Genomic DNA, 20,109 nt, shown 5'->3' with positions numbered 1-20,109 from the left:
CTTACATGGACTTTGCGCTGATTCTTTTTGTGCTCGTCATTTTGACGGGCATCGCGTGGGTTGCCGATAAGCTCGTCTTCGTGCCGCGCCGCCGGCAGGCGGCCGAAGCCGCGGTGGCCGAGTTCGATCAACAGCAGGCGCGCATCGGCGAGCGCTTCGCCGATGAAAACGCCCCGCAAACGCGCGCGCGCCTGCGCGACGAGAAACTGCGCCAGCCCTGGTGGCTCGAATACACGGCGAGCTTTTTCCCCGTCATTCTCGTCGTGTTCCTCGTGCGCTCGTTCGTCGTCGAACCGTTCAAGATTCCATCGGGCTCCATGGTGCCGACGCTGCTCGTCGGCGATTTCATCCTCGTGAACAAGTTCGAATACGGGCTGCGCCTGCCGATCGTCAATACGAAGATCACGCAAGGCTCGCCGCTTTCCCGCGGCGACGTCGTCGTGTTTCGCTATCCGAAGGATCCATCGGTCGACTACATCAAGCGCGTGATCGGCCTGCCCGGCGACACGGTCGCCTATGAGAACAAGCACCTCACGATCAACGGCAAGCCCGTCGCCGAAACGCCGCTGCCCGATTACTTCGACGAGGAGCGCGTCGGCTACGCGAAGCAGTTCGAGGAAGATCTGTTCGGACGCAAGCACGGGATCCTGAACAATCCGGCCGTGCCGCCGTTCGTCATCGGCGCGGAAGACTATCCCTTTCGCGACAACTGCTCGTACAACAGCGAAGGCGTCGTCTGCAAGGTTCCGCCCGGCCACTACTTCATGATGGGCGACAATCGCGACAACAGCGCGGACAGCCGCTACTGGGGCTTCGTGCCCGATGCCAACGTCGTCGGCCGCGCGTTCTTCGTTTGGATGAACTTCAGCAATCTCAAACGCATCGGCACGTTCAACTGAGCGTGCTGCCGCCGCGCGGTACGCGCGCGCTCGGTTCGCCCACGTTTTTCGCGCCTCGTCCCGACGCATCGTCGGGCAAGGCGCGCGCGTTATACTCTGCACATGCCGCTATCTCCGCTGGAAAGCCGGTTGCGCTATGAATTTCGCAATGCGGAATTATTGCGCCAGGCGTTAACTCATCGCAGTCACAGTGCCTCGCACAACGAACGGCTCGAATTCTTGGGCGATTCCGTTCTAAATTGCGCGGTGGCCGCACTTTTGTATCAGCGATTCGGCAAATTGGACGAAGGCGATCTGTCGCGCGTGCGCGCCAACCTCGTCAAGCAGCAGTCGCTCTACGAAATCGCTCAGGCCCTTAATATCTCGGACGGCTTGCGGCTCGGGGAGGGCGAACTGCGCAGCGGCGGGTTCCGCCGGCCCTCGATTCTGGCCGATGCATTCGAAGCCATTCTCGGTGCAATCTTCCTCGACGGCGGCTTCGACGCGGCACAGACGGTCATCAAGCGGCTGTACGTGCCGATCCTCGATCACATCGATCCTCGCACGCTCGGCAAGGATTCCAAGACGCTGCTGCAGGAGTATCTGCAGGGGCACAAGATCGCATTGCCGACGTATACGGTCGTTGCGACGCATGGCGCCGCTCACAATCAGCAGTTCGAAGTCGAATGCGCGGTGCCCAAGCTCGACGTGAAGGTGTCGGGCTCGGGGGCGAGTCGGCGCGCGGCCGAACAGGCGGCCGCGAAGAAGGCACTCGAGGAAGTCATCGCGCTGCAGCCGGCGCTCGAGGTCAAGTCGAAACGCTCGCGCGGGGCGCGCGCCGCCAAGCATGGCGAGCCCGAGGTCGTGCCGGGCGTGAAGGGTGTGCAAGCGGCGCTCGATCTACGGGCGCCCGAGCGTCGCGGCGAGAAGGCCGCACGCGGCGAGGCCGCGAAGGCGGCCGATGCGGGCGAAGGCGCCGAGCGCACGGGTGCGAGTGCGAGTGCGAGCGCAAACGTGCCGCCGGCGATGATCCGGGCCGCGCACGTCGAGCACAAAGGGCCGGCGCGCGCACCGGAAACGCCTTCGAAGGGCGATGCAGGCAGCGGCAAACCCGAGGCCGCGACGCAGGCCAAACCCGAGCCGGCGAATTCGGCAAGCTCGCCGAAGGGCGCCGCGCAGGTGGGCACGCACGCGGCGGCGGCCGGCGGCGAAGCAGAACTCGTCTCCGATATCGCGGGCGCCGCGCGCCCACGCGCGCCCGAGCCCGATCATTCATGACCTCATTCGCGCTTGCGGCGCTCATCGTGGGCCGCATCGCCATTTTTCGAATCGCCAGCTCCGCATGACCGATACCCCCACCCCTTCCGCCTTTCGCTGCGGCATGGTCGCCATCGTCGGCCGGCCGAACGTCGGCAAATCGACGTTGATGAACGCGCTCGTCGGGCAAAAAATCAGCATTACGTCGCGCAAGGCCCAAACCACGCGCCATCGCATCACGGGTATCCATACGTTCGACGATGCGCAGTTCATCTTCGTCGATACGCCGGGTTTTCAGACGCAGCACAGCGGCGCGCTCAATCGTTCGCTGAACCGCGCCGTGACCTCGACGCTCACGGCCGTCGATGCGGTGCTGTTCGTGATCGAAGCGGGGCGCTTCGGGCCCGACGACCAGCGGGTCCTCGACCTGATTCCGCCATCGGCGCCCGTGCTGCTCGTGGCGAACAAGCTCGATCGCGTCAACGATAAAAAGACGCTCTATCCGTTCTTCCAACGGCTCAGCGCTCTGCGTGAATTCAGGGAAATCGTGCCGCTTTCAGCGAAGCACGCCGACGACGTCAAGCATCTGCTCGATACGATCAAGCCCTATCTGCCCGAGGGGACGCCGATGTACGGCGAGGACGATCTGACCGATCGGAGCGAGCGTTTCCTCGCGGCCGAGATCCTGCGCGAGAAGGTCTTCCGCTGGACCGGGGACGAGCTGCCCTATACGAGCACGGTGCTCATCGAGAAGTTCGAGACGGAAGGGCGTCTGCGCCGCGTGTTCGCGACGATTCTCGTCGATCGCGATGCGCACAAAGCCATGATCATCGGCCACAAGGGTGCCAAGCTCAAGCAGATCAGCACCGAAGCGCGGCTCGACATGGAAAAGCTCTTCGACGGCCCCGTGTACCTCGAAACCTTCATCAAGGTGAAGAGCGGCTGGGCCGACAACGAAGCCGGGCTGCGCGCCTATGGGTACGAATGAGGAAGGGTTGCCCGCGGCCGCCGCGCGCCGTGCGCCGCGCGAGCCGTCGCATCGCATCGCCGAGCAGCCGGCCTTCGTCTTGCACAGCTATCCTTACCGCGAGACGAGCCTCATCATCGATGTCTTTTCGCGCGATCACGGGCGGCTAGCGCTCGTCGCAAAAGGCGCGAAGCGCCCGCATTCGGCGTTGCGCGGCGTGCTGCAGACGTTTCAGCCGCTCGCGATGTCCTGGTCGGGCAAATCGGAGATGCGCACGCTGACGGGGGCGGAATGGGTCGGCGGCATGCTGCCGTTGACGGGCGACGCACTGCTGTGCGGCTTTTACGTCAACGAGCTGCTCGTGAAGTTTTGCGCGCGCGAGGATCCGCATCCGCCGCTGTTTCATCACTACGTCGTCACGCTCACGCGGCTGGCGCACGATGAGCCGCCCGTGCAGGTGCTGCGCTCGTTCGAGCGCGTGCTGTTGCGCGAGACCGGTTATGCGATGGCGCTCGATTGCACGGTGGCGCGCAAGCCCGTGACGCCCGAGGGGCGCTACGTCTTCGATCCCGAACGCGGCGTGCGCGACGCGGTGGGCGAAGCGCCCGCGCATTGGCCGGTGATTTCGGGGCAAACGTTGCTCGACATGGAGCGCGACGATTACCATCGTGCCCAGACCGTCGCGCAAAGCAAGACGCTGATGCGCTTTCTGCTCAACACCTATCTTGGGGGCGCTCCGCTCGCGACCCGCCAGATTCTTCTCGATCTGCAGAACTTATGAGCTTCTTTCTGACGTCGCCGAGCGTCATCGACCTCGGCGTCAACATCGACCACGTCGCCACGCTGCGCAACGCGCGCGGCACGCGCTATCCCGATCCGATTCGCGCCGCGCTGCAGGCGGAAGCGGCCGGCGCCGACGCCATCACGCTGCACCTGCGCGAGGACCGTCGCCATATCGTCGACGCGGATGTCCGTGCGTTGCGTCCGCAACTGTCGACGCGGATGAACCTCGAATGCGCGGTGACGCAGGAAATGCTCGACATCGCGTGCGACGTGCGCCCGCACGACGTTTGCCTCGTGCCGGAAAAACGCGAGGAGCTGACGACTGAAGGTGGCCTAGACGTCGCCGGCCGCTTCGAGGCCGTCAGTGCCGCCTGCAAGCAGTTGGCCGATGCGGGTTCGCGCGTCTCGTTGTTCATCGATGCCGACGAAGCGCAGATTCGCGCCGCGCACGCAGTGGGCGCGCCCGTCATCGAATTGCATACCGGACGCTATGCCGACGCACACGATGCAAGCGAACAGCAGCGCGAGTACGAGCGCATCGTGCGCGGCGTCGAGCTCGGGGCGTCGCTCGGGCTGAAGGTGAACGCCGGGCACGGCCTGCACTACACGAACGTGCAGCAAATCGCGGCGATCGAGGGCATCGCCGAGCTGAACATCGGCCACGCCATCGTCGCGCACGCGATTTTTGCCGGTTGGGACAACGCCGTGCGCGAGATGAAGGCCATCATGGTGGCCGCGCGCCTCGCGGCGGTACGCTGAGCACTCGACCTGGACCGCATACGATCATGCCCATCTACGGTATCGGCACCGACGTCATCCAAGTGAGCCGCGTCGCGCAAGTGATGACACGCACGAACGGACGTTTCGCCGAGAAAGTGCTCGGCCCCGACGAACTGCGCATCTACCATGCGCGCAAGGCGCGCTCCGAGGTACGCGGTCTCGCATTTCTCGCGACGCGTTTTTCCGCGAAGGAAGCCTTCTCCAAGGCCATCGGGCTCGGCATGCACTGGCCGATGACCTGGCGTGCGCTGCAAACGCTGAACGAGGCGAGCGGCAAGCCCATCGTCAAGGCGTCGGGCGAATTGGCCGATTGGCTCGCCGCTCGCGGCATCACGGCGCGCGTCACCGTCAGCGACGAGCGCGACTATGCCGTGGCCTTCGTCGTCGCCGAATCGGACACGGCCGCGCCCGCTGCTTGAGCCGACGCGCCGGCCGTTCGACCCCGCCCACTTTGCCCCTTCCGACATGCTTCTCGAATCGATGAATTCTCCCCCTGGCCCCGTGATGCTCGACGTCAAGGGCCCCGTGCTCACCGACGACGACGTTCGGCGCCTCGCGCACCCGATGACGGGCGGCGTCATTCTGTTCGCGCGTCACTACGAGAACCGCGGGCAGCTCATTGCGTTGACCGATGCGATTCGCGACGTGCGCGACGATCTGTTGATCGCCGTCGATCACGAGGGCGGGCGCGTGCAGCGTTTTCGCACTGACGGTTTCACGGTGTTGCCCGCGATGCGGCGCCTCGGCGAGCTATGGGATCGCGACGTTCTCCAAGCGACGAAGGTGGCCACGGCGGCGGGCTACGTGCTGGCCGCGGAGCTGCGCGCTTGCGGCATCGACATGAGCTTCACGCCGGTGCTCGATCTCGATTACGGTCGTTCGTCGGTGATCGGCGATCGCGCGTTCCATCGCGACCCGCGCGTGGTGACGCTGCTCGCGAAGAGCCTGAATCATGGGCTCGCGCTCGCGGGGATGAGCAACTGCGGCAAGCATTTTCCGGGGCATGGGTACGCAAGCGCGGACTCGCACGTCGCGCTGCCCACGGACGAGCGCACGCTCGACGAGATCTTGAAGGACGATGCCGCGCCTTACGATTGGCTCGGCATGGCGCTGGCCTCGGTCATCCCCGCGCATGTGATCTATTCGAAGGTCGACGATAAACCCGCGGGATTCTCGCGGATCTGGCTGCAAGACATTCTGCGCAATCGGCTCGGCTTCAGGGGAGCGATTTTCAGCGACGACTTGTCGATGGAAGCGGCCCGCGCCGGGGGCACGCTCACGCAAGCGGCGCAGGCGGCGCTCGAGGCGGGCTGCGACATGGTGCTGATCTGCAACCAGCCCGAGGCGGCCGAGGTCGTGCTGAACGAGCTCGATCACGCACCGTCGAAGGAGAGCGCGTGGCGTCTGAAGCAACTGCGCGCGCGAGGCAAGGCGCCGAACTGGCGCAAGCTCGTGCAGCGGCCGGCGTATCTCGACGCGAAGGCGCTGCTCGCGAGCGCCTTCGGCTGATCGTCCGATTGTCTGACGCTCGACGTTTCTACGTTTTCCGCGTTTCGCGCTTCACGCTTCGCGCTTCACGCCATCTTCATGCGCTGCAGCTTGTTGTAGAGCGTCTTCGGGCTGATGCCGAGCAACGTGGCGGCGCGATGACGCGTGCCGCCGACCGCGTCGAGCGTCGCGCGAATCAGCAGATCCTCGACGTCGCACAGCGGCGTGCCGACGGTCACCTGCACGCTGCCGCCGTTCAATCGCCGCGCGCCCGAGCCGTTCGCCTCGTCGGCGCGCAACGAATCGACGATCTCGCCGGACGCGTTGTAGGCGCGCCGCACGCGTTCGTGCAGTTCGCGCACGTTGCCGGGCCAATCGTAGGTCAGGCACTCGCGCACGAGGTTCGGGCCGATGCGCTTGTTCACGGTGGCCAGCCCGCTCGCGTTGATTTCGCGGTTCAGCTCGTCGACGAGCGCCTCGGCCAGCAGCACGGCGTCATCGCCGCGCTCGCGTAGCGGCGGCAACGCGATCGACGCCGCATCGAGACGCAGCCAGAGGTCTTCGCGCAGCACGCCTTGCGCGACGGCGTCGCGTGCCGGCTTGCGCGTGGCCGCGATGATGCGGCAATCGACGCTGACTTGATTGCTGCCGCCGACGCGCATGTAAGTCTGCGAATCGAGCGCGCGCAGCAACGTTTCTTGTTGCGGCAACGGTAAATCGGCGACCTCGTCGAGGAATAGCGTGCCGCCCGCCGCTTGCTCGAATAGACCCGCCTCGCGGCGCTCGAGCGAGGGGATTGGGCTTTCGTGGCCGAACAGCATGCTGTCGAGCCCGCGCTCGAGGCCGCCGTCGCGCGCGAATGCGCGGCAATCGAAAACGACGAACGGCCCTTTGCGGCGCCGGCTCATCTCGTGCAGCGTCCGTGCCGCGATTTCCTTGCCGGTTCCTGCTTCGCCGCAGACGAGGATGGCCGATTCGGTCGGCGCCAGCCGCTCGATCGCGTCATAGACGTGCGCAATCGCATCGCTACGGCCGATCATCGGGCCAAAGCGGCCGAGCCGGCGTAGCGTGGCGCGCAGCGATTGGACCTCCTCCGTCAATTCGTAGGGACGCGGTATGCGAGCGAGCAAACTGCGCAGCCGCGGAATATTGACAGGCTTGAGCAGATAGTCCCAAATTCCATGACGCAATCCTTCGATGGCGCTTTCCACCGTTGCGTTGCCCGTCATCACGATCACGGGCACGACCCCGTCCGGTTGGGCCGGCAGGCTGTGCAACAGATCGAGCCCGCTTCCGTCCGGCAAATTCAAATCGATCAATACGACATCGGGGATGAAGCGTGTCAATGCCGCGCGCGCTTCGGCGAGCGTGGCGGCCGTATCGACGGAGAATCCGTCCGCTGCGACGATCGCGTTCAGACCGGACAGGCTATTGGGATCGTCTTCGACAATCAGGGCGTGTGGCATGGCTGGCGTAGTCAATTAGAAAGGCGAGCGCCCGTACGTGCCGGCAAGGAATGACGCCACCCACGGGACACGCGGTTCGTCGGCGCACGGGCTACCGATTCGGAAAGCATTTGGCGTGCCAGATCGTTCTCCTTTAGAAAACAACGGGTTACGGTGCGCACTCGGCAAGAGCGGCAGATCCGGCCGGCCTGCAGTGAAAAAACGACCGGTAAAGATTGCTTAAACATACACCACTCATCTGAAAAAAAAAGCGCCCTAGGGGCGCTTTCGGTCGGCATAACGTTCCGCGAAGGCGCTCAGCCGCGCCTCCACTGCGGAAACGCTTACGCGCGGCTGCGGTATTCGTCGGTGCGGGTGTCGATTTCGATCTTGTCGCCGATATTGCAGAAGAGCGGGACTTGGAGTTCGAAACCGGTATTGAGCTTGGCCGTTTTGAGCACCTTGCCCGAAGACGTATCGCCCTTGACTGCCGGCTCCGTATACGTGATTTCGCGCACGAGGGTCGTCGGCAGTTCGACCGAGATGGCCTTCTCGTTGTAGAACACGACTTCGCAGGGCATGCCGTCTTGGAGGTAGTTGAGCGCGTTGCCCATCATCTCGGCTTCGACTTCGTACTGGTTGTAATCGGCGTCCATGAACACGTACATCGGATCGGCGAAGTAGGAATACGTCACTTCCTTGCGGTCGAGGACGACGACGTCGAATTTGTCGTCGGCCTTGTAGACCGATTCCATGCCCGCGCCCGTCAGCAGGTTCTTCAGCTTCATCTTGACGACGGCGGCGTTGCGGCCCGATTTGTTGTATTCGGTTTTTTGCACGACCATCGCGTCGCTGCCAATCATGACGACGTTACCGGTGCGCAGTTCCTGTGCAATCTTCATAAAACGATCCTGTGCGAATAAAGTGGCTGATCTGTTGCTCAACGGCATCGACATCGATCGTTTCAATCGGTCGCGCTTTTCGGATTTGCTGGGTGCCGCGCACTGGTACTGCCAGCGGATTTACCGGCTGGGGGAAGCAGCACATGAGCACTACGGAGCACTACGCCGTTGGATAACCGTTTATTTTAACTGAGATTTTGCGAATTCGGCTAGGTTGGCGGCGAGATCGCCGATGCCGGCGAGTTCGTCGGCCCATGTCGCGGCGCGCGCGGCAAGCACGTGACGATGCCCCCAAAAATCGGCCCAGTCGGGCGTGCCCGTCTCGTTCCAAGCGTGCCAGAAGCGGCCGAGCGCGGCTCGGGCGGCCGGCGGCAAGGTGCGCGCGTAATGCGCCAGCGCGGCATCGAGCTTCGGCAGATGCGCGGCATCCGCTTGCGGGTAGATCTGCCACACGAACGGCCGGCGGGCCCATTGCGCACGCACGAACGAATCTTCGCCGCGCACGAAATTGAGATGGCTTGCCCAGAGCAGCGTGTCGAACTCAGGTTGCGGACGAAACGCGAGCGAATGAGCGCGCAGGCTGCCGCATTCGAGATGCGCACCGGCCTCGAATGCCGAGCGCCCCGCGAAACGCGCGAGTGCGCCCGAGATTCGGCCTTCGGGCACGAGCAGCACGATCGGTTCCGCGCTATCGCGCCATTGCTCGAGCAAGCCGTCGATTGCCGGATTTTCGTAAGCGAAGAGCGAGATCACCGTCGCATCCGGTTCGGGCGCGTGTGCGCCGGTCGACTGTTGCCACCAGGCTTCGCGTGCCGCGGCCGATGCTTCGAACGCGAGGCGTGCCTCGTCCAGCGCGCGCTCTTTGATCACGCCGCCGGTGCCCGGCGATAGACCGGGGAAAAAAAAGCTTTTCATGAGCGGGTAGCGCGCATGAGGCGAAGGTTTCAGGTGACATTCGGCCACCCAATCCTCGGCGCTCAAATACTCGAGGTTCAGCCAGACGGGCGGGCGGTGACGCCGGGCCATTGCGGCGACGTAGGCCGGGCCGAGTTCGCACGCGAACGCTTCGATGACGATATCGGCCACCGCGATCGGATCGCCCGCGTGCGTGGGTTCATGCCAATGTTCGACGAGGACGCCCTCGACGCGTTGACGGGCTTGTGCGACGTCGAGCGCCGGGCAAAGGCGCGCGAACGTGTGCAGGTCGTCGACGAGCAAGCGCACCTGCCACCCGTGCTCGGCCGACAATTGGCGAGCGAGCCGCCAGCACACGCCGATGTCGCCGAAGTTGTCGATGACGGAGCAAAACAGGTCGCAAGACAGGGAGTCGCCGGGGGAGGGCGACGCCGTCGAGCCTGGCGTATCGCGCTCGGCCGGCACGGCATGAATCGCAGGCGGCGTGGCGTCGGGCGCAGATGCGGGGCTTGATGAACGTATCGTGGGCATGGGCGTGGACCGGGGGCGGGACGGGCGGGTAAGCACCCGACTCGCCGGGGGCGCGGCGGCAGCGGGCGTTGCAGGCGCTGGCCGACGGCGCGAATGCCTGCGCAAATGGTCTAAACTGGCGATTCTAAAGCACGCCGCCGACAAGCCCTGAGCGCGGCGCTTCGCCCCTGACGCGCATGACTCAATCCGACGCTCCCCACCCGCTTTTCGAACCGAAGAAGGTCCTCGCCCAACTGCCGCATTTGCCCGGCGTGTATCGCTACTACGACGCGCAGGAGAACGTGCTGTATGTCGGTAAGGCGCGCGATCTCAAGAAGCGCGTGTCGAGCTACTTCACGAAGACGCAACTCTCGCCGCGCATCGCCATGATGATTACGCGCATCGCGCGTATCGAAACGACGGTGACGCGTTCGGAGGCCGAGGCGCTGCTGCTCGAAAACAATCTCATCAAAGCACTCGCGCCGCGCTACAACATCCTGTTTCGCGACGACAAGTCGTATCCGTACCTGAAGCTGACGGGCCACGCGTTTCCGCGCATGGCGTACTACCGCGGCGCGGTCGACAAGAAGAACCAGTATTTCGGCCCGTTTCCGAGCGCCTGGGCCGTGCGGGAAAGTATTCAAATCTTGCAGCGGGTCTTTCAGCTGCGCACCTGCGAGGACTCCGTCTTCAACAACCGGACACGGCCGTGCCTGCTGCACCAGATCGGGCGCTGCACGGCGCCGTGCGTCGGGGCGATCAGTGAAGAGGATTACGCGCGCGATGTCTCGAACGCCTCGCGCTTTCTGCTCGGCCGGCAAAACGAGGTCATGAAGGAGCTCGAAGCCAAGATGCATGCGTTCGCGGCCGAGCTCAAGTTCGAGCAGGCGGCGGCGGTGCGCAACCAAATGAGCTCGCTCTCGACCGTGCTGCATCAGCAGGCCATCGAAGTCGGCGGCGACAGCGACGTCGATATTCTCGCCGTCGTCGCGCTCGGCGGGCGCGTCTGCGTGAATCTCGCGATGGTGCGCGGCGGGCGGCATCTCGGCGACAAAGCCTACTTCCCCGCGCACGTGGAGAGCGGCTTGGGAGGTGACGAGGCGCTCGACGATGCGCCGCTGGCTGGAGCGCTGGGAGCGCAGAGCGAGCAGGGCGAGCAGGCTGGGCAGGGCGAGCAGGCTGGGCAGGGCGAACAGGCTGGGCAGGCAGAGCTCGATACGCCGAGCCGTCTCGAACCCGGCATCGAAACGGAAGTGCTCGAAGCGTTCATCGCGCAGCATTACCTAGGCAACCGCATTCCGCCCGTGCTCGTCGTCAGTCATGCGCCGGCCAGCTCCGACCTCGTCGATTTGCTGGCCGAGCAGGCCGGCCACAAGGTCGTATTCGTGCGGCAGCCGCAAGCGCAGCGGCGCGTTTGGCTCGGCATGGCCGAGCACAACGCGCGGCTCGCGCTCGCGCGGCTGCTGTCCGAGCGCGGTTCGCAGCAAGCGCGCACGCGAGCGTTGGCCGAAGTGCTCAGCATGGAGTGCGACGACCTCGCACATCTGCGCATCGAATGCTTCGACATCAGCCATACGATGGGCGAGGCGACGCAAGCGTCATGCGTCGTCTATCGCGATCATAAGATGCAGACGTCCGAATATCGCCGCTACAACATCACGGGCATCACACCGGGCGACGATTACGCCGCGATGCGCCAGGTACTCACGCGCCGCTACGAGAAGCTCGCCATGCAGGCTGCCGAAAACGCCGACGACCGCTCGCAAGCGCTGCAGCCCGAGGCCGCGGTCGATCCGGAGCAGGCCGCCGATTCCGCGGAGCCGATTGCAGGCGGCGGTGTCTTGCCGAACATCGTGCTGATCGACGGCGGCAAGGGACAGGTCGAAGTCGCTCGCCAGGTATTCACGGAACTCGGGCTCGATCGCTCGATGCTCGTCGGCGTGGCCAAAGGCGAGGGACGCAAGGTCGGCTTGGAAACGCTGGTGTTCGCGGACGGGCGCGCGGCGCTCGAGCTTGGCAAGGAAAGCGCCGCGCTGATGCTCGTCGCGCAAATCCGAGACGAAGCGCACCGCTTCGCGATTACGGGCATGCGTGCGAAACGCGCCAAGGCGCGCCAGACGTCGCGGCTGGAAGAGCTCGAAGGCGTCGGTGCGAAGCGGCGCCAGCGGCTGCTCGCGCGCTTCGGCGGCTTGCGCGGCGTCGTGGCGGCGAGCGTCGAGGATTTGGCCAGCGTCGAAGGCATCTCGCACTCGCTCGCCGAGCAGATCTATCGCCAGTTGCACTGAGACGGCTCGTTCGCGCCGGGCGCCGCGCGCGCTCGGCTTGTGGCGGGTCGGACGACGCGGCACAATGGCGTCTCCTTGATCCGGTCTCTTACTCAACGCCTGCCTTTCGTCCATGCCGTTCAATTTTCCGATCTTTTTGACATGGCTGCGGATCGTGCTGATCCCGCTCGTCGTCGGCATTTTCTACTTGCCCGATTCGATGATGAGCAGCATCGACCGCAACATGGCCGCGGCGGCGATCTTCGTGTTGGCCGCGCTGACCGATTGGTTCGACGGCTTTCTCGCGCGCAAATGGAATCAGACATCGGCGTTCGGCGCCTTTCTCGATCCGGTCGCCGACAAGCTCATGGTGACGGCCGCCTTGCTCGTGCTCGTGGAGCTCGCGCGCATCCAATCGGCCATTGCACTCGTGATCGTCGGGCGCGAGATCGCCATTTCGGCGCTGCGCGAATGGATGGCGCAAATCGGCGCTTCGAAGAGCGTTGCCGTCAACCAACTCGGTAAATTCAAGACGGCCTGCCAAATGGTCGCCATCCCGATGCTGCTCTACTACGGCAGTGTGCCGCTGGGTGGCGGCCTCGCGATCGATACGCGCGTTTGGGGGCTCTGGCTCATCTATCTCGCCGCGGTGCTGACGATCTGGTCGATGCTCTATTACATGAAGCTCGCTTGGCCGCAAATTCGCGAACGCGGCGTGCGCTGAGCATCTTCGCTGAGCATTTTTTATCGGGCTAGCAGCTCGCGCGCAAGCGCGCGCGCGACATCTTCCACGACGGCATCCCATTGCCCCGGCGAGGGCTGACGAACGAGCCGTGCGCTGGGATACCACGGGCTGCGGTCGGTGCGCGTGAACCAACGCCAATCGGCCGCGAACGGCAGCATGAGCCAAAGCGGCTTGCCCAGCGCCCCCGCCAGGTGGGCGATCGACGTGTCGATCGACACGACGGCGTCGAGCCGATCGACGATCGCAGCCGTATCGGCGAAATCCTCGATCCGCGTATCGAAGCGGTGAATCGAAGCCGTGCCCGCGAGCGCGTCGAGCGCGCGCCCGTCGTTGTCGCTCAGATTCGGCTGCAATACGAGCCAGTCGATGCCCTCGAGCGCGACGAGGGGGGCGAGCGCAGCGACGGGCATCGCGCGGTTTTCGTGCGCCTGGATGCGGCCCGACCAGGCCAGGCCGACCTTGACCTTGGCATGGCCGCCGAGCGAGCCGCGCCAGCGGCGGCGGTAGGCTGCGGGGACGTCGATATAGCGGTGGGGAGCGGGCAGAGAGTCGAGCGTCGTCCCCAGCGCGAGCGGCAGGCTCAGCAGCGGGCAGTGCAGATCGGCTTTGGGTGGGGCTTCGCCCGCCACCGTCAGCGCAATGCGCCACCCCTTCGCCAGCGGCGCGACGAGCGGTTCGAGCTCGCGCTGCACGGTCAGCACGATACGGCCCGCACGCTCGCGCGCCAGCGGCACGAAGCGCAGAAACTGAATCGTGTCGCCGAAACCTTGCTCGGCTTCGATGTGCAGCGTTCGTTCGCCGATCGGTTCGCCATGCCAGCGCGGAACGGCGCGTGCGGTGGCGAACTCGCCGCCGGCCGCCGCCGCTGCGATCGAGCGCCGCGATTCATAGGCAGGCAGTCCGCGCGCCAGATCGCCGAGCGTGAGCAGCGTCAGCGCGCGATTCAATTGCGCAGAGGCGAGATCGGGCCGCAGCCGCAACGCCTGGTCGAACGCTCGCAATGCCGCGTCGTGCGAGCCCAGCGCGTGGTGAGCATTGCCCAGGCCGAGCCATGCCAGCGCCAGTTGCGGATCGAGGCCGACCGCCCGTTCGAATCGCGCGATCGCTTCGGCATGCTTGCCCTGCGCGGCGAGCGCATTGCCGAGGCCCAGCAGCGCCGGAGGAAATGCGCCTTGCAGCGCCAGTGCGGCCTCGAAGGCCGCGGCGGCTTCCGCATGCCGTCCCGTAGCGTCCAGCGTATTGCCGAGGTTGAAGTAGGCGGCGACGTAGTTCGGCTGCGCCGCGAGCGCCGCGCGAAATTGCGCGACGGCGTCGTCGGTTCGGTCGAGCGCCGCTAGCGCCATGCCGAGATTGTTATGGGCGCCGGCGTGGCCGGGGCGCAATGCGAGCGCTCGAGAGAACGCCGCGATGGCGTCCTCGGTGCGGCCAACCGCGTGCAGCGCATTGCCAAGGTTGTTGTAGGCCGAGGCGTCGTTCGGCTGCAGGCGCAGCGTGCGCTCGAACGCGTCGACGGCGTCTTCGTGGCGGCCCGCCAGGGCGTACGCGTTGCCGAGGTTGTAATGCGCGAGCGGAAATTCGGGCGCGAGCGAGAGCGCGTTGCGAAAGCGCTCGATCGCGCCGTCGAGCCGGCCCAGCGCTTTCAGCGCATTGCCCAGATTCAATTGCAGCGCGGCATCGTTCGGCCGCAATGCGACGGCCCGGCCGACTAGGTCGGCCGCTTCTTCGTGCCGTCCTTGTTGGTGACGAAGCACGCCGAGCAGATGAAGGGCGTCGGTGTGGACGGGATCGGCGTCGATCGCAGCGCGGTAATCGCGCTCGGCGTCGGCGAGTCGTCCGTCACGATGCGCCGCGTAGGCGCGCGCGAAAATGGGGTCCATGACGGCAGAGAGGGCGCAATGGCGCAGACGAACGCGGCATTGTCCCATACTCGCGCGGCGGCGCCCAACGCGCGGAGCCGGCTTGCGAGAAATGTCATTGGGCGGGCGCCGCGATCGGCGGTGGCGAGTTCGAACCCCGTTAGGCAAGGGGCGGCGTACACTTGGCAGAATCTCGTCGTTCGCCGGAGGACAAGCATGGCCGCCGTCAACGTCAACGCGCTGCCGGTGCTGATCGTGGGGGCGGGGCCGACCGGACTCGCTTGCGCGATGAGTTTGGCGCGCGCGCATGCGAACGTGCGTCTGATCGATAGCGCTCCGCAGCCGTTAGGGCATTCGCGCGCGATCGGCATCCAGGCCCGCACGCTGGAGCTGTTCGAGCAGCACCGCATCGTCGAGCCGTTCCTCGAACTGGGGCACCGCTTGCGTGCCGCCAATCTGTATTCGAACGGGGCGCGGCTCGCGCGGCTCGATTTCGATCCTTTGCAAACGCGTTATCCCTATCTGCTCTGTCTCGATCAATCGACGACGGAGCGCCTGTTGACGGACCACCTCTCGGCTCTCGGCGTCGAGATCGAGCGCGGCGCCGAACTCGTCGGGCTGCGGCAGAATGCCGAGCACGTCGAGGCGCAACTCGTGCACGCCGATGGCCGCGAGGAAACTTGTCGTGCCGCTTATGCCGTCGGCGCCGACGGCGCCCACAGCACCGTGCGTCGGCTGCTCGCACTGAACTTCGCCGGCAAAACGTTCGAGCAGACGTTCATGCTCGCCGATCTGCAGATCGACTCCGACCTATCGGAAGACGAATTCCATTTGTTCGCGTCGGTCGATGGGCTGGCCGGGATCATTCCGATGGGAGCAGGCCGGCATCGCCTCATCGCCGACAACGTCGCGGCGCTCGCGGACGGTGCGGCGGCGTCATCGGGGGACGGAGCCCACAGTGCTGCCGAGGCGACCTTGGAGGAACGCGTGATAGCCTCCAGCGCCGCGGGCGACGATCCGTCGCCGTCGCTGGAGTTGTGCCGTGCGATCACCGCACGGCGCGTGCATCATCCGCTGACGCTATCGGCACTCGGCTGGTCGAGCTACTTTCATCTCAATAGTCGGATGGTCGAGCGGCTGCGCAGCCAGCGTGTGTTCTTGGCCGGCGATGCCGCCCACATTCATAGCCCCGCCGGCGCTCAAGGCATGAATACGGGCATTCAAGAAGCGCTGAACCTCGGCTGGAAGCTGGCACGCGCGGTGACCGGTCAGGCGGGCGAGGCGCTGCTGGACACTTATCAGCTCGAGCGCCATCCGATCGAGCGCGACGTCTTGCGTCAGACGGCTTTCATCACGCAGTTGGCCGAGGCCGAGCGCGGACCATTGAAGCTGCTGCGCGAGCGCGTCATGCCGGTGCTGGCGGCATTCGGTCCGCTGCGCGACGCGGCGCGGCTCATGGTCAGCGAACTCGCGATCCAATACCGCCGCAGCCCGCTCACGCTCGAGCGGGTGCTCGACGGCGGCCCGCGCGCCGGCGAACGGGCGCCCGATGCGCTCGTGCGTGTCGTCGACGGTCCGCTCGGGCGCGCGCCGGGCACCGGGCGTCTCTATGACCTGCACGATCCGGCGTTCTTTTCGTTGTTCGTCCTCGTGGAATCGACGGGAGGATCCGGCACCGCCCTCGATGCGGCGAGCGCGCTCGCCGGCCCCGAGGTCAAGCCGGACGCCGAACTGGATCGGCTGAGCGCGGCGATCGAGGCAGCGCTTCCGGGTGCGGTGCGGATTTGGCGAGTGACCGATGCGCGGGAGGACGATATGTGGTCGCTGACGCACGTGTACGGCCGAACGCGTCCGGCGTTCTATCTCGTGCGTCCCGACGGCTATATCGGGGCGCGCGGGCGCCCGGCGTCCGATACGAGTGCGCTCGCACGGCATTGCGAGACTTGGTTCGGCGCGGGCCGCAACGTGCGCTGATCCTGCTTCGAGCGCGCGCCTCGCTGCGGCAGCGCTTGCCGAGCGAGTGAACGGGGATGCCCGGCGGGGCAAGTGCCTTATGCCGCCGCTTTCGGCGTCAACGTCTCTCGCGCGCGCGTCAGCGCCTCGCGCACGATCGGCGACATCGATTCGCTTGCCGCGGGCTCGTCGAGTGATGCGAGAATCGCGCGCCGCATGCGAGGCTCCCAAAAGCGCCGAATGTGCTCGGCGATGTCGGCCAGCGCTTGCTCGCGATCGGGCATCGACGCAAAGAAATCGCCGATTTGATTCGCCATCTCGATCAAATGCTCGGTGTTCATCGCCGCTCGCCTTCGTTCATCGATCTTCCGTTGCCGATCATGCTCATGCTCATGCCGGTGCTCATTTGCCGCTCATCGCGCCGGCTAGCGCACGCTCGCGTTCGCGCAGCAACTCGAGTTGCTGCTCGTTGAAGCGTTCGTAGTGCTGCTGCCACTCGGACGGCTGCTGGACCGGCTGCACTTGCACGGCGGTGACCTTGTATTCCGGGCAATTCGTCGCCCAATCGGAACTGTCCGTCGTGATCACGTTGGCGCCCGATTCGGGGAAGTGGAACGTCGTATAGACGACGCCCGGCTGCATCCGCTCGCTGACGAGCGCCCGCAGTACCGTTTGCCCCGCGCGCGATTCGATGCCGACCCAGTCGCCCGTCTTGATGCCGCGATCCTCGGCGTCGTGCGGATGGATCTCGAGACGATCCTCCTCGTGCCAGCGCGAGTTCTCCGTCCGGCGTGTCTGCGCGCCGACGTTGTACTGCGAAAGAATCCGGCCCGTCGTCAGCAGCAGCGGGTAGCGCCGCGTGACCTTCTCGTGCGACGCGACGAACTGCGTGATGACGAACTTGCCCTTGCCGCGGACGAATTCGTCGACGTGCATCGTCGGCGTGCCCTCGGGCGCTTGCTCGTTGCAGGGCCACTGAACGCTGCCGAGGCGGTCGATCAGCGCGTAGGAGACGCCGTGGAACGTCGGCGTGAGCCGGGCGATTTCATCCATGATCTCGGACGGATTCGCATAGTCCATCGCGTAGCCGAGTGCGCGCGAGAGCAGCAGCGTGACTTCCCAATCGGCGTAGCCCGCGAGCGGCGGCATGACGCGGCGCACGCGCGAGATTCGGCGCTCGGCATTCGTGAAGGTCCCGTCCTTCTCGAGGAACGACGAACCCGGCAGGAATACGTGCGCGTATTTCGCTGTTTCGTTGAGGAAGATGTCCTGCACGACGATGCATTCCATCGACGTGAGCGCTTGCGCGACGTGCTGCGTGTCCGGGTCGGATTGGACGATGTCCTCGCCTTGGCAGTACAACGCCTTGAAGCTGCCGTCGAGCGCCGCATCGAACATGTTCGGGATGCGCAGTCCCGGCTCCGATTGCAGCCGAACGCCCCAAGCCTGCTCGAATTCGTGGCGCACTTCGTCACCGCCGATATGGCGGTAGCCGGGCAGCTCGTGCGGGAACGAACCCATGTCGCACGAGCCTTGCACGTTGTTCTGGCCGCGCAACGGATTGACGCCGACGCCTTCGCGGCCGATATTGCCCGTCGCCATCGCAAGGTTCGCGATGCCCATCACCGTCGTCGAGCCTTGCGCATGTTCGGTCACGCCGAGGCCGTAGTAGATCGCGGCGTTGCCGCCCGTCGCGTACAAACGCGCGGCTTCGCGCACGAGCGCGGCCGGCACGCCCGTGATCTCCGCGGTCGCCTCGGGCGAGTTTTCGGGTTGGGCGATGAATGCGCGCCACTGCCCAAACGCGAGCGGCTCGCAGCGTTCGGCGATGAACGCTTCGGCCAAGAGGCCTTCCGTCACGATCGTATGCGCGATCGCATTGACGAGCGCGACGTTCGTGCCGGGCCGTAGTTGCAGGTGGTATGCGGCCTTCACGTGCGGGCCGTCGACGAGATCGATGCGGCGCGGATCGGCGACGATGAGCTTGGCGCCTTCACGCAGGCGGCGCTTCAAGCGCGAGCCGAAGACAGGGTGGCCGTCGGTCGGATTCGCGCCGATCACCATGATGACGTCGGCGTGCGCAACGGATTCGAACGTCTGCGTGCCGGCCGATTCGCCGATCGTCGTCTTCAGGCCATAGCCCGTCGGCGAGTGGCAGACACGCGCGCAGGTGTCGACGTTGTTGTTGCCGAAGGCCGCGCGCACGAGCTTTTGCACGAGGTACGTTTCTTCGTTCGTGCAGCGCGACGACGTGATGCCGCCAACCGAATCGCGTCCATATTTGCCTTGAATGCGGCGGAACTCGGAGGCCGCGTAGGCGATCGCTTCTTCCCAGCTCACCTCGCGCCACGGGTCGGTGATCTTGGCGCGGATCATCGGCTTGGTGATGCGATCCTTGTGCGTGGCGTAGCCCCAGGCGAAGCGGCCCTTCACGCAGGCGTGACCTTCGTTCGCCTGACCGTTCTTGTGGGGCGTCATGCGCACCACTTCGCTGCCCTTCATCTCCGCCTTGAACGAACAGCCGACGCCGCAATAGGCGCATGTCGTGATGACCGAATGCTCGGGCTGTCCCACGAACGAGACGGTTTTCTCGACGAGCGTGGCGGTCGGGCAAGCGGCGACGCAGGCGCCGCACGAGACGCATTCGGATTCCATGAACGGCTGGTTCTGGCTCGCCGCCACGCGCGATTCGAAACCGCGCGCGGCGATCGTCAGGGCGAACGTGCCTTGCGTCTCTTCACAGGCGCGCACGCAGCGATTGCAGACGATGCACTTCGACGGATCGTACGTGAAATACGGATTCGATTCGTCCTTGACGTCGTTCAGGTGATTGGCGCCGTCGAAGCCGTAGCGCACTTCGCGCAAACCGACGACGCCCGCCATGTCCTGCAGTTCGCAGTCGCCGTTGGCGGGACAGGTCAGGCAGTCGAGCGGGTGATCGGAGATGTAGAGCTCCATCACGTTGCGCCGCAATGCCTGGAGGCGATCGCTTTGCGTGCGCACGCGCATGCCGGCTTCGACAGGTGTCGTGCACGATGCGGGATAGCCTCGCTTGCCCTCGATTTCGACGAGGCACAGGCGGCACGAGCCGAACGGCTCGAGCGAATCGGTCGCGCACAGTTTCGGCACGTTGACGCCGGCTTCGATCGAGGCACGCATCACCGACGTGCCCGCCGGCACCGTGACGCTGCAGCCGTCGATTTCCAGTGTGACGTCAGTGTCCGCGTGGCGGCGCGGCGTGCCGTAATCGGTGTCATCGAGCGGCGAGAAGGCGCTCGATCGGCATGCGCAATTGGCTGAACCGCAACCGCCCGAGCTCGTCGAGGCGGAAGGAGTGCGGGCGGGCGCGTCGGACATGTGAGGCTC

Annotated in this window: 16 protein-coding genes; 10 read left to right on the top strand and 6 right to left on the bottom strand. The window is 65.4% G+C overall.

The features are described 5' to 3' along the window. Nucleotides 1–5 precede the first annotated feature (5 nt). The 7 genes from lepB (at nt 6) to nagZ (ending at nt 6,174) form a co-directional block, all read left to right on the top strand. A complete protein-coding gene (lepB, locus tag ACTHNZ_RS03020; protein ID WP_440541005.1) occupies nt 6–899 on the top strand; it encodes a signal peptidase I in 894 nt (297 codons plus the stop codon). A gap of 102 nt (nt 900–1,001) precedes the next feature. Beyond that, nucleotides 1,002–2,156 (top strand): ribonuclease III, encoded by a 1,155-nt coding sequence (gene rnc / locus ACTHNZ_RS03015; protein WP_440541004.1) that lies wholly within the window; start codon nt 1,002–1,004, stop codon nt 2,154–2,156. 64 nt (nt 2,157–2,220) lie between these two features. Then, nucleotides 2,221–3,123, top strand: coding sequence for a GTPase Era (era, locus tag ACTHNZ_RS03010; RefSeq protein WP_440541003.1), 903 nt, complete (start codon nt 2,221–2,223; stop codon nt 3,121–3,123). Continuing rightward, nucleotides 3,110–3,883 (top strand): DNA repair protein RecO, encoded by a 774-nt coding sequence (gene recO / locus ACTHNZ_RS03005; protein WP_440541002.1) that lies wholly within the window; start codon nt 3,110–3,112, stop codon nt 3,881–3,883. The genes era and recO overlap by 14 nt, the downstream gene beginning before the upstream one ends. After that, a complete protein-coding gene (gene pdxJ, locus ACTHNZ_RS03000) occupies nt 3,880–4,644 on the top strand; it encodes a pyridoxine 5'-phosphate synthase (RefSeq protein WP_440541001.1) in 765 nt (254 codons plus the stop codon). Before recO ends, pdxJ begins: the two co-directional genes overlap by 4 nt. Before the next feature lie 26 nt (nt 4,645–4,670). Continuing rightward, the gene (acpS, locus tag ACTHNZ_RS02995) at nt 4,671–5,084 is read left to right on the top strand and encodes a holo-ACP synthase (protein WP_440541000.1); all 414 of its coding nucleotides are present in this window, start codon (nt 4,671–4,673) and stop codon (nt 5,082–5,084) included. Between the two features lie 61 nt (nt 5,085–5,145). Beyond that, nucleotides 5,146–6,174, top strand: a complete 1,029-nt coding sequence (gene nagZ, locus ACTHNZ_RS02990) for a beta-N-acetylhexosaminidase (RefSeq protein ID WP_440540999.1) — start codon at nt 5,146–5,148, stop codon at nt 6,172–6,174. 65 nt (nt 6,175–6,239) lie between these two features. Here the strand turns inward: nagZ and ACTHNZ_RS02985 are convergent, their stop codons facing one another. The 3 genes from ACTHNZ_RS02985 to earP form a co-directional block, all read right to left on the bottom strand. Next, nucleotides 6,240–7,619, bottom strand: coding sequence for a sigma-54-dependent transcriptional regulator (locus ACTHNZ_RS02985; RefSeq protein WP_440540998.1), 1,380 nt, complete (start codon nt 7,617–7,619; stop codon nt 6,240–6,242). A gap of 323 nt (nt 7,620–7,942) precedes the next feature. Continuing rightward, nucleotides 7,943–8,500, bottom strand: a complete 558-nt coding sequence (efp, locus tag ACTHNZ_RS02980) for an elongation factor P (protein WP_440540997.1) — start codon at nt 8,498–8,500, stop codon at nt 7,943–7,945. Between the two features lie 180 nt (nt 8,501–8,680). Continuing rightward, complete coding sequence (gene earP / locus ACTHNZ_RS02975) at nt 8,681–9,946, bottom strand: elongation factor P maturation arginine rhamnosyltransferase EarP (protein WP_440540996.1); 1,266 nt, start codon at nt 9,944–9,946, stop codon at nt 8,681–8,683. 176 nt (nt 9,947–10,122) lie between these two features. Between earP and uvrC the strand changes: the two genes are divergently transcribed. Together uvrC and pgsA are read left to right on the top strand one after the other, a co-directional pair. Then, on the top strand, nt 10,123–12,210 hold the full coding sequence (gene uvrC / locus ACTHNZ_RS02970; protein ID WP_440540995.1) for an excinuclease ABC subunit UvrC: 2,088 nt from the start codon (nt 10,123–10,125) through the stop codon (nt 12,208–12,210). Between the two features lie 112 nt (nt 12,211–12,322). Further along, nucleotides 12,323–12,913, top strand: coding sequence for a CDP-diacylglycerol--glycerol-3-phosphate 3-phosphatidyltransferase (gene pgsA / locus ACTHNZ_RS02965; RefSeq protein WP_440540994.1), 591 nt, complete (start codon nt 12,323–12,325; stop codon nt 12,911–12,913). 20 nt (nt 12,914–12,933) lie between these two features. On the opposite strand, the gene ACTHNZ_RS02960 is transcribed toward pgsA, so the two are convergent. Then, entirely contained in the window at nt 12,934–14,811 is a 1,878-nt protein-coding gene (locus ACTHNZ_RS02960; RefSeq protein WP_440540993.1) for a tetratricopeptide repeat protein, read from the bottom strand. A gap of 195 nt (nt 14,812–15,006) precedes the next feature. Between ACTHNZ_RS02960 and ACTHNZ_RS02955 the strand changes: the two genes are divergently transcribed. Continuing rightward, nucleotides 15,007–16,764, top strand: a complete 1,758-nt coding sequence (locus tag ACTHNZ_RS02955; protein WP_440540992.1) for an FAD-dependent monooxygenase — start codon at nt 15,007–15,009, stop codon at nt 16,762–16,764. A 77-nt stretch (nt 16,765–16,841) separates the two neighbouring features. Here ACTHNZ_RS02955 and ACTHNZ_RS02950 read toward each other — a convergent pair whose 3' ends face one another. Together ACTHNZ_RS02950 and fdhF are read right to left on the bottom strand one after the other, a co-directional pair. Then, complete coding sequence (locus ACTHNZ_RS02950; protein WP_440540991.1) at nt 16,842–17,084, bottom strand: formate dehydrogenase subunit delta; 243 nt, start codon at nt 17,082–17,084, stop codon at nt 16,842–16,844. A gap of 61 nt (nt 17,085–17,145) precedes the next feature. Beyond that, nucleotides 17,146–20,100, bottom strand: a complete 2,955-nt coding sequence (fdhF, locus tag ACTHNZ_RS02945) for a formate dehydrogenase subunit alpha (protein ID WP_440540990.1) — start codon at nt 20,098–20,100, stop codon at nt 17,146–17,148. Nucleotides 20,101–20,109: the final 9 nt, after the last annotated feature.

It is taken from the genome of Trinickia sp., assembly GCF_051953955.1.
Taxonomy (GTDB): Bacteria; Pseudomonadota; Gammaproteobacteria; order Burkholderiales; family Burkholderiaceae; genus Trinickia.
The sequence above is the reverse complement of the archived record's forward strand: the minus strand, read 5'-3'. Positions and strand labels throughout refer to the sequence as shown.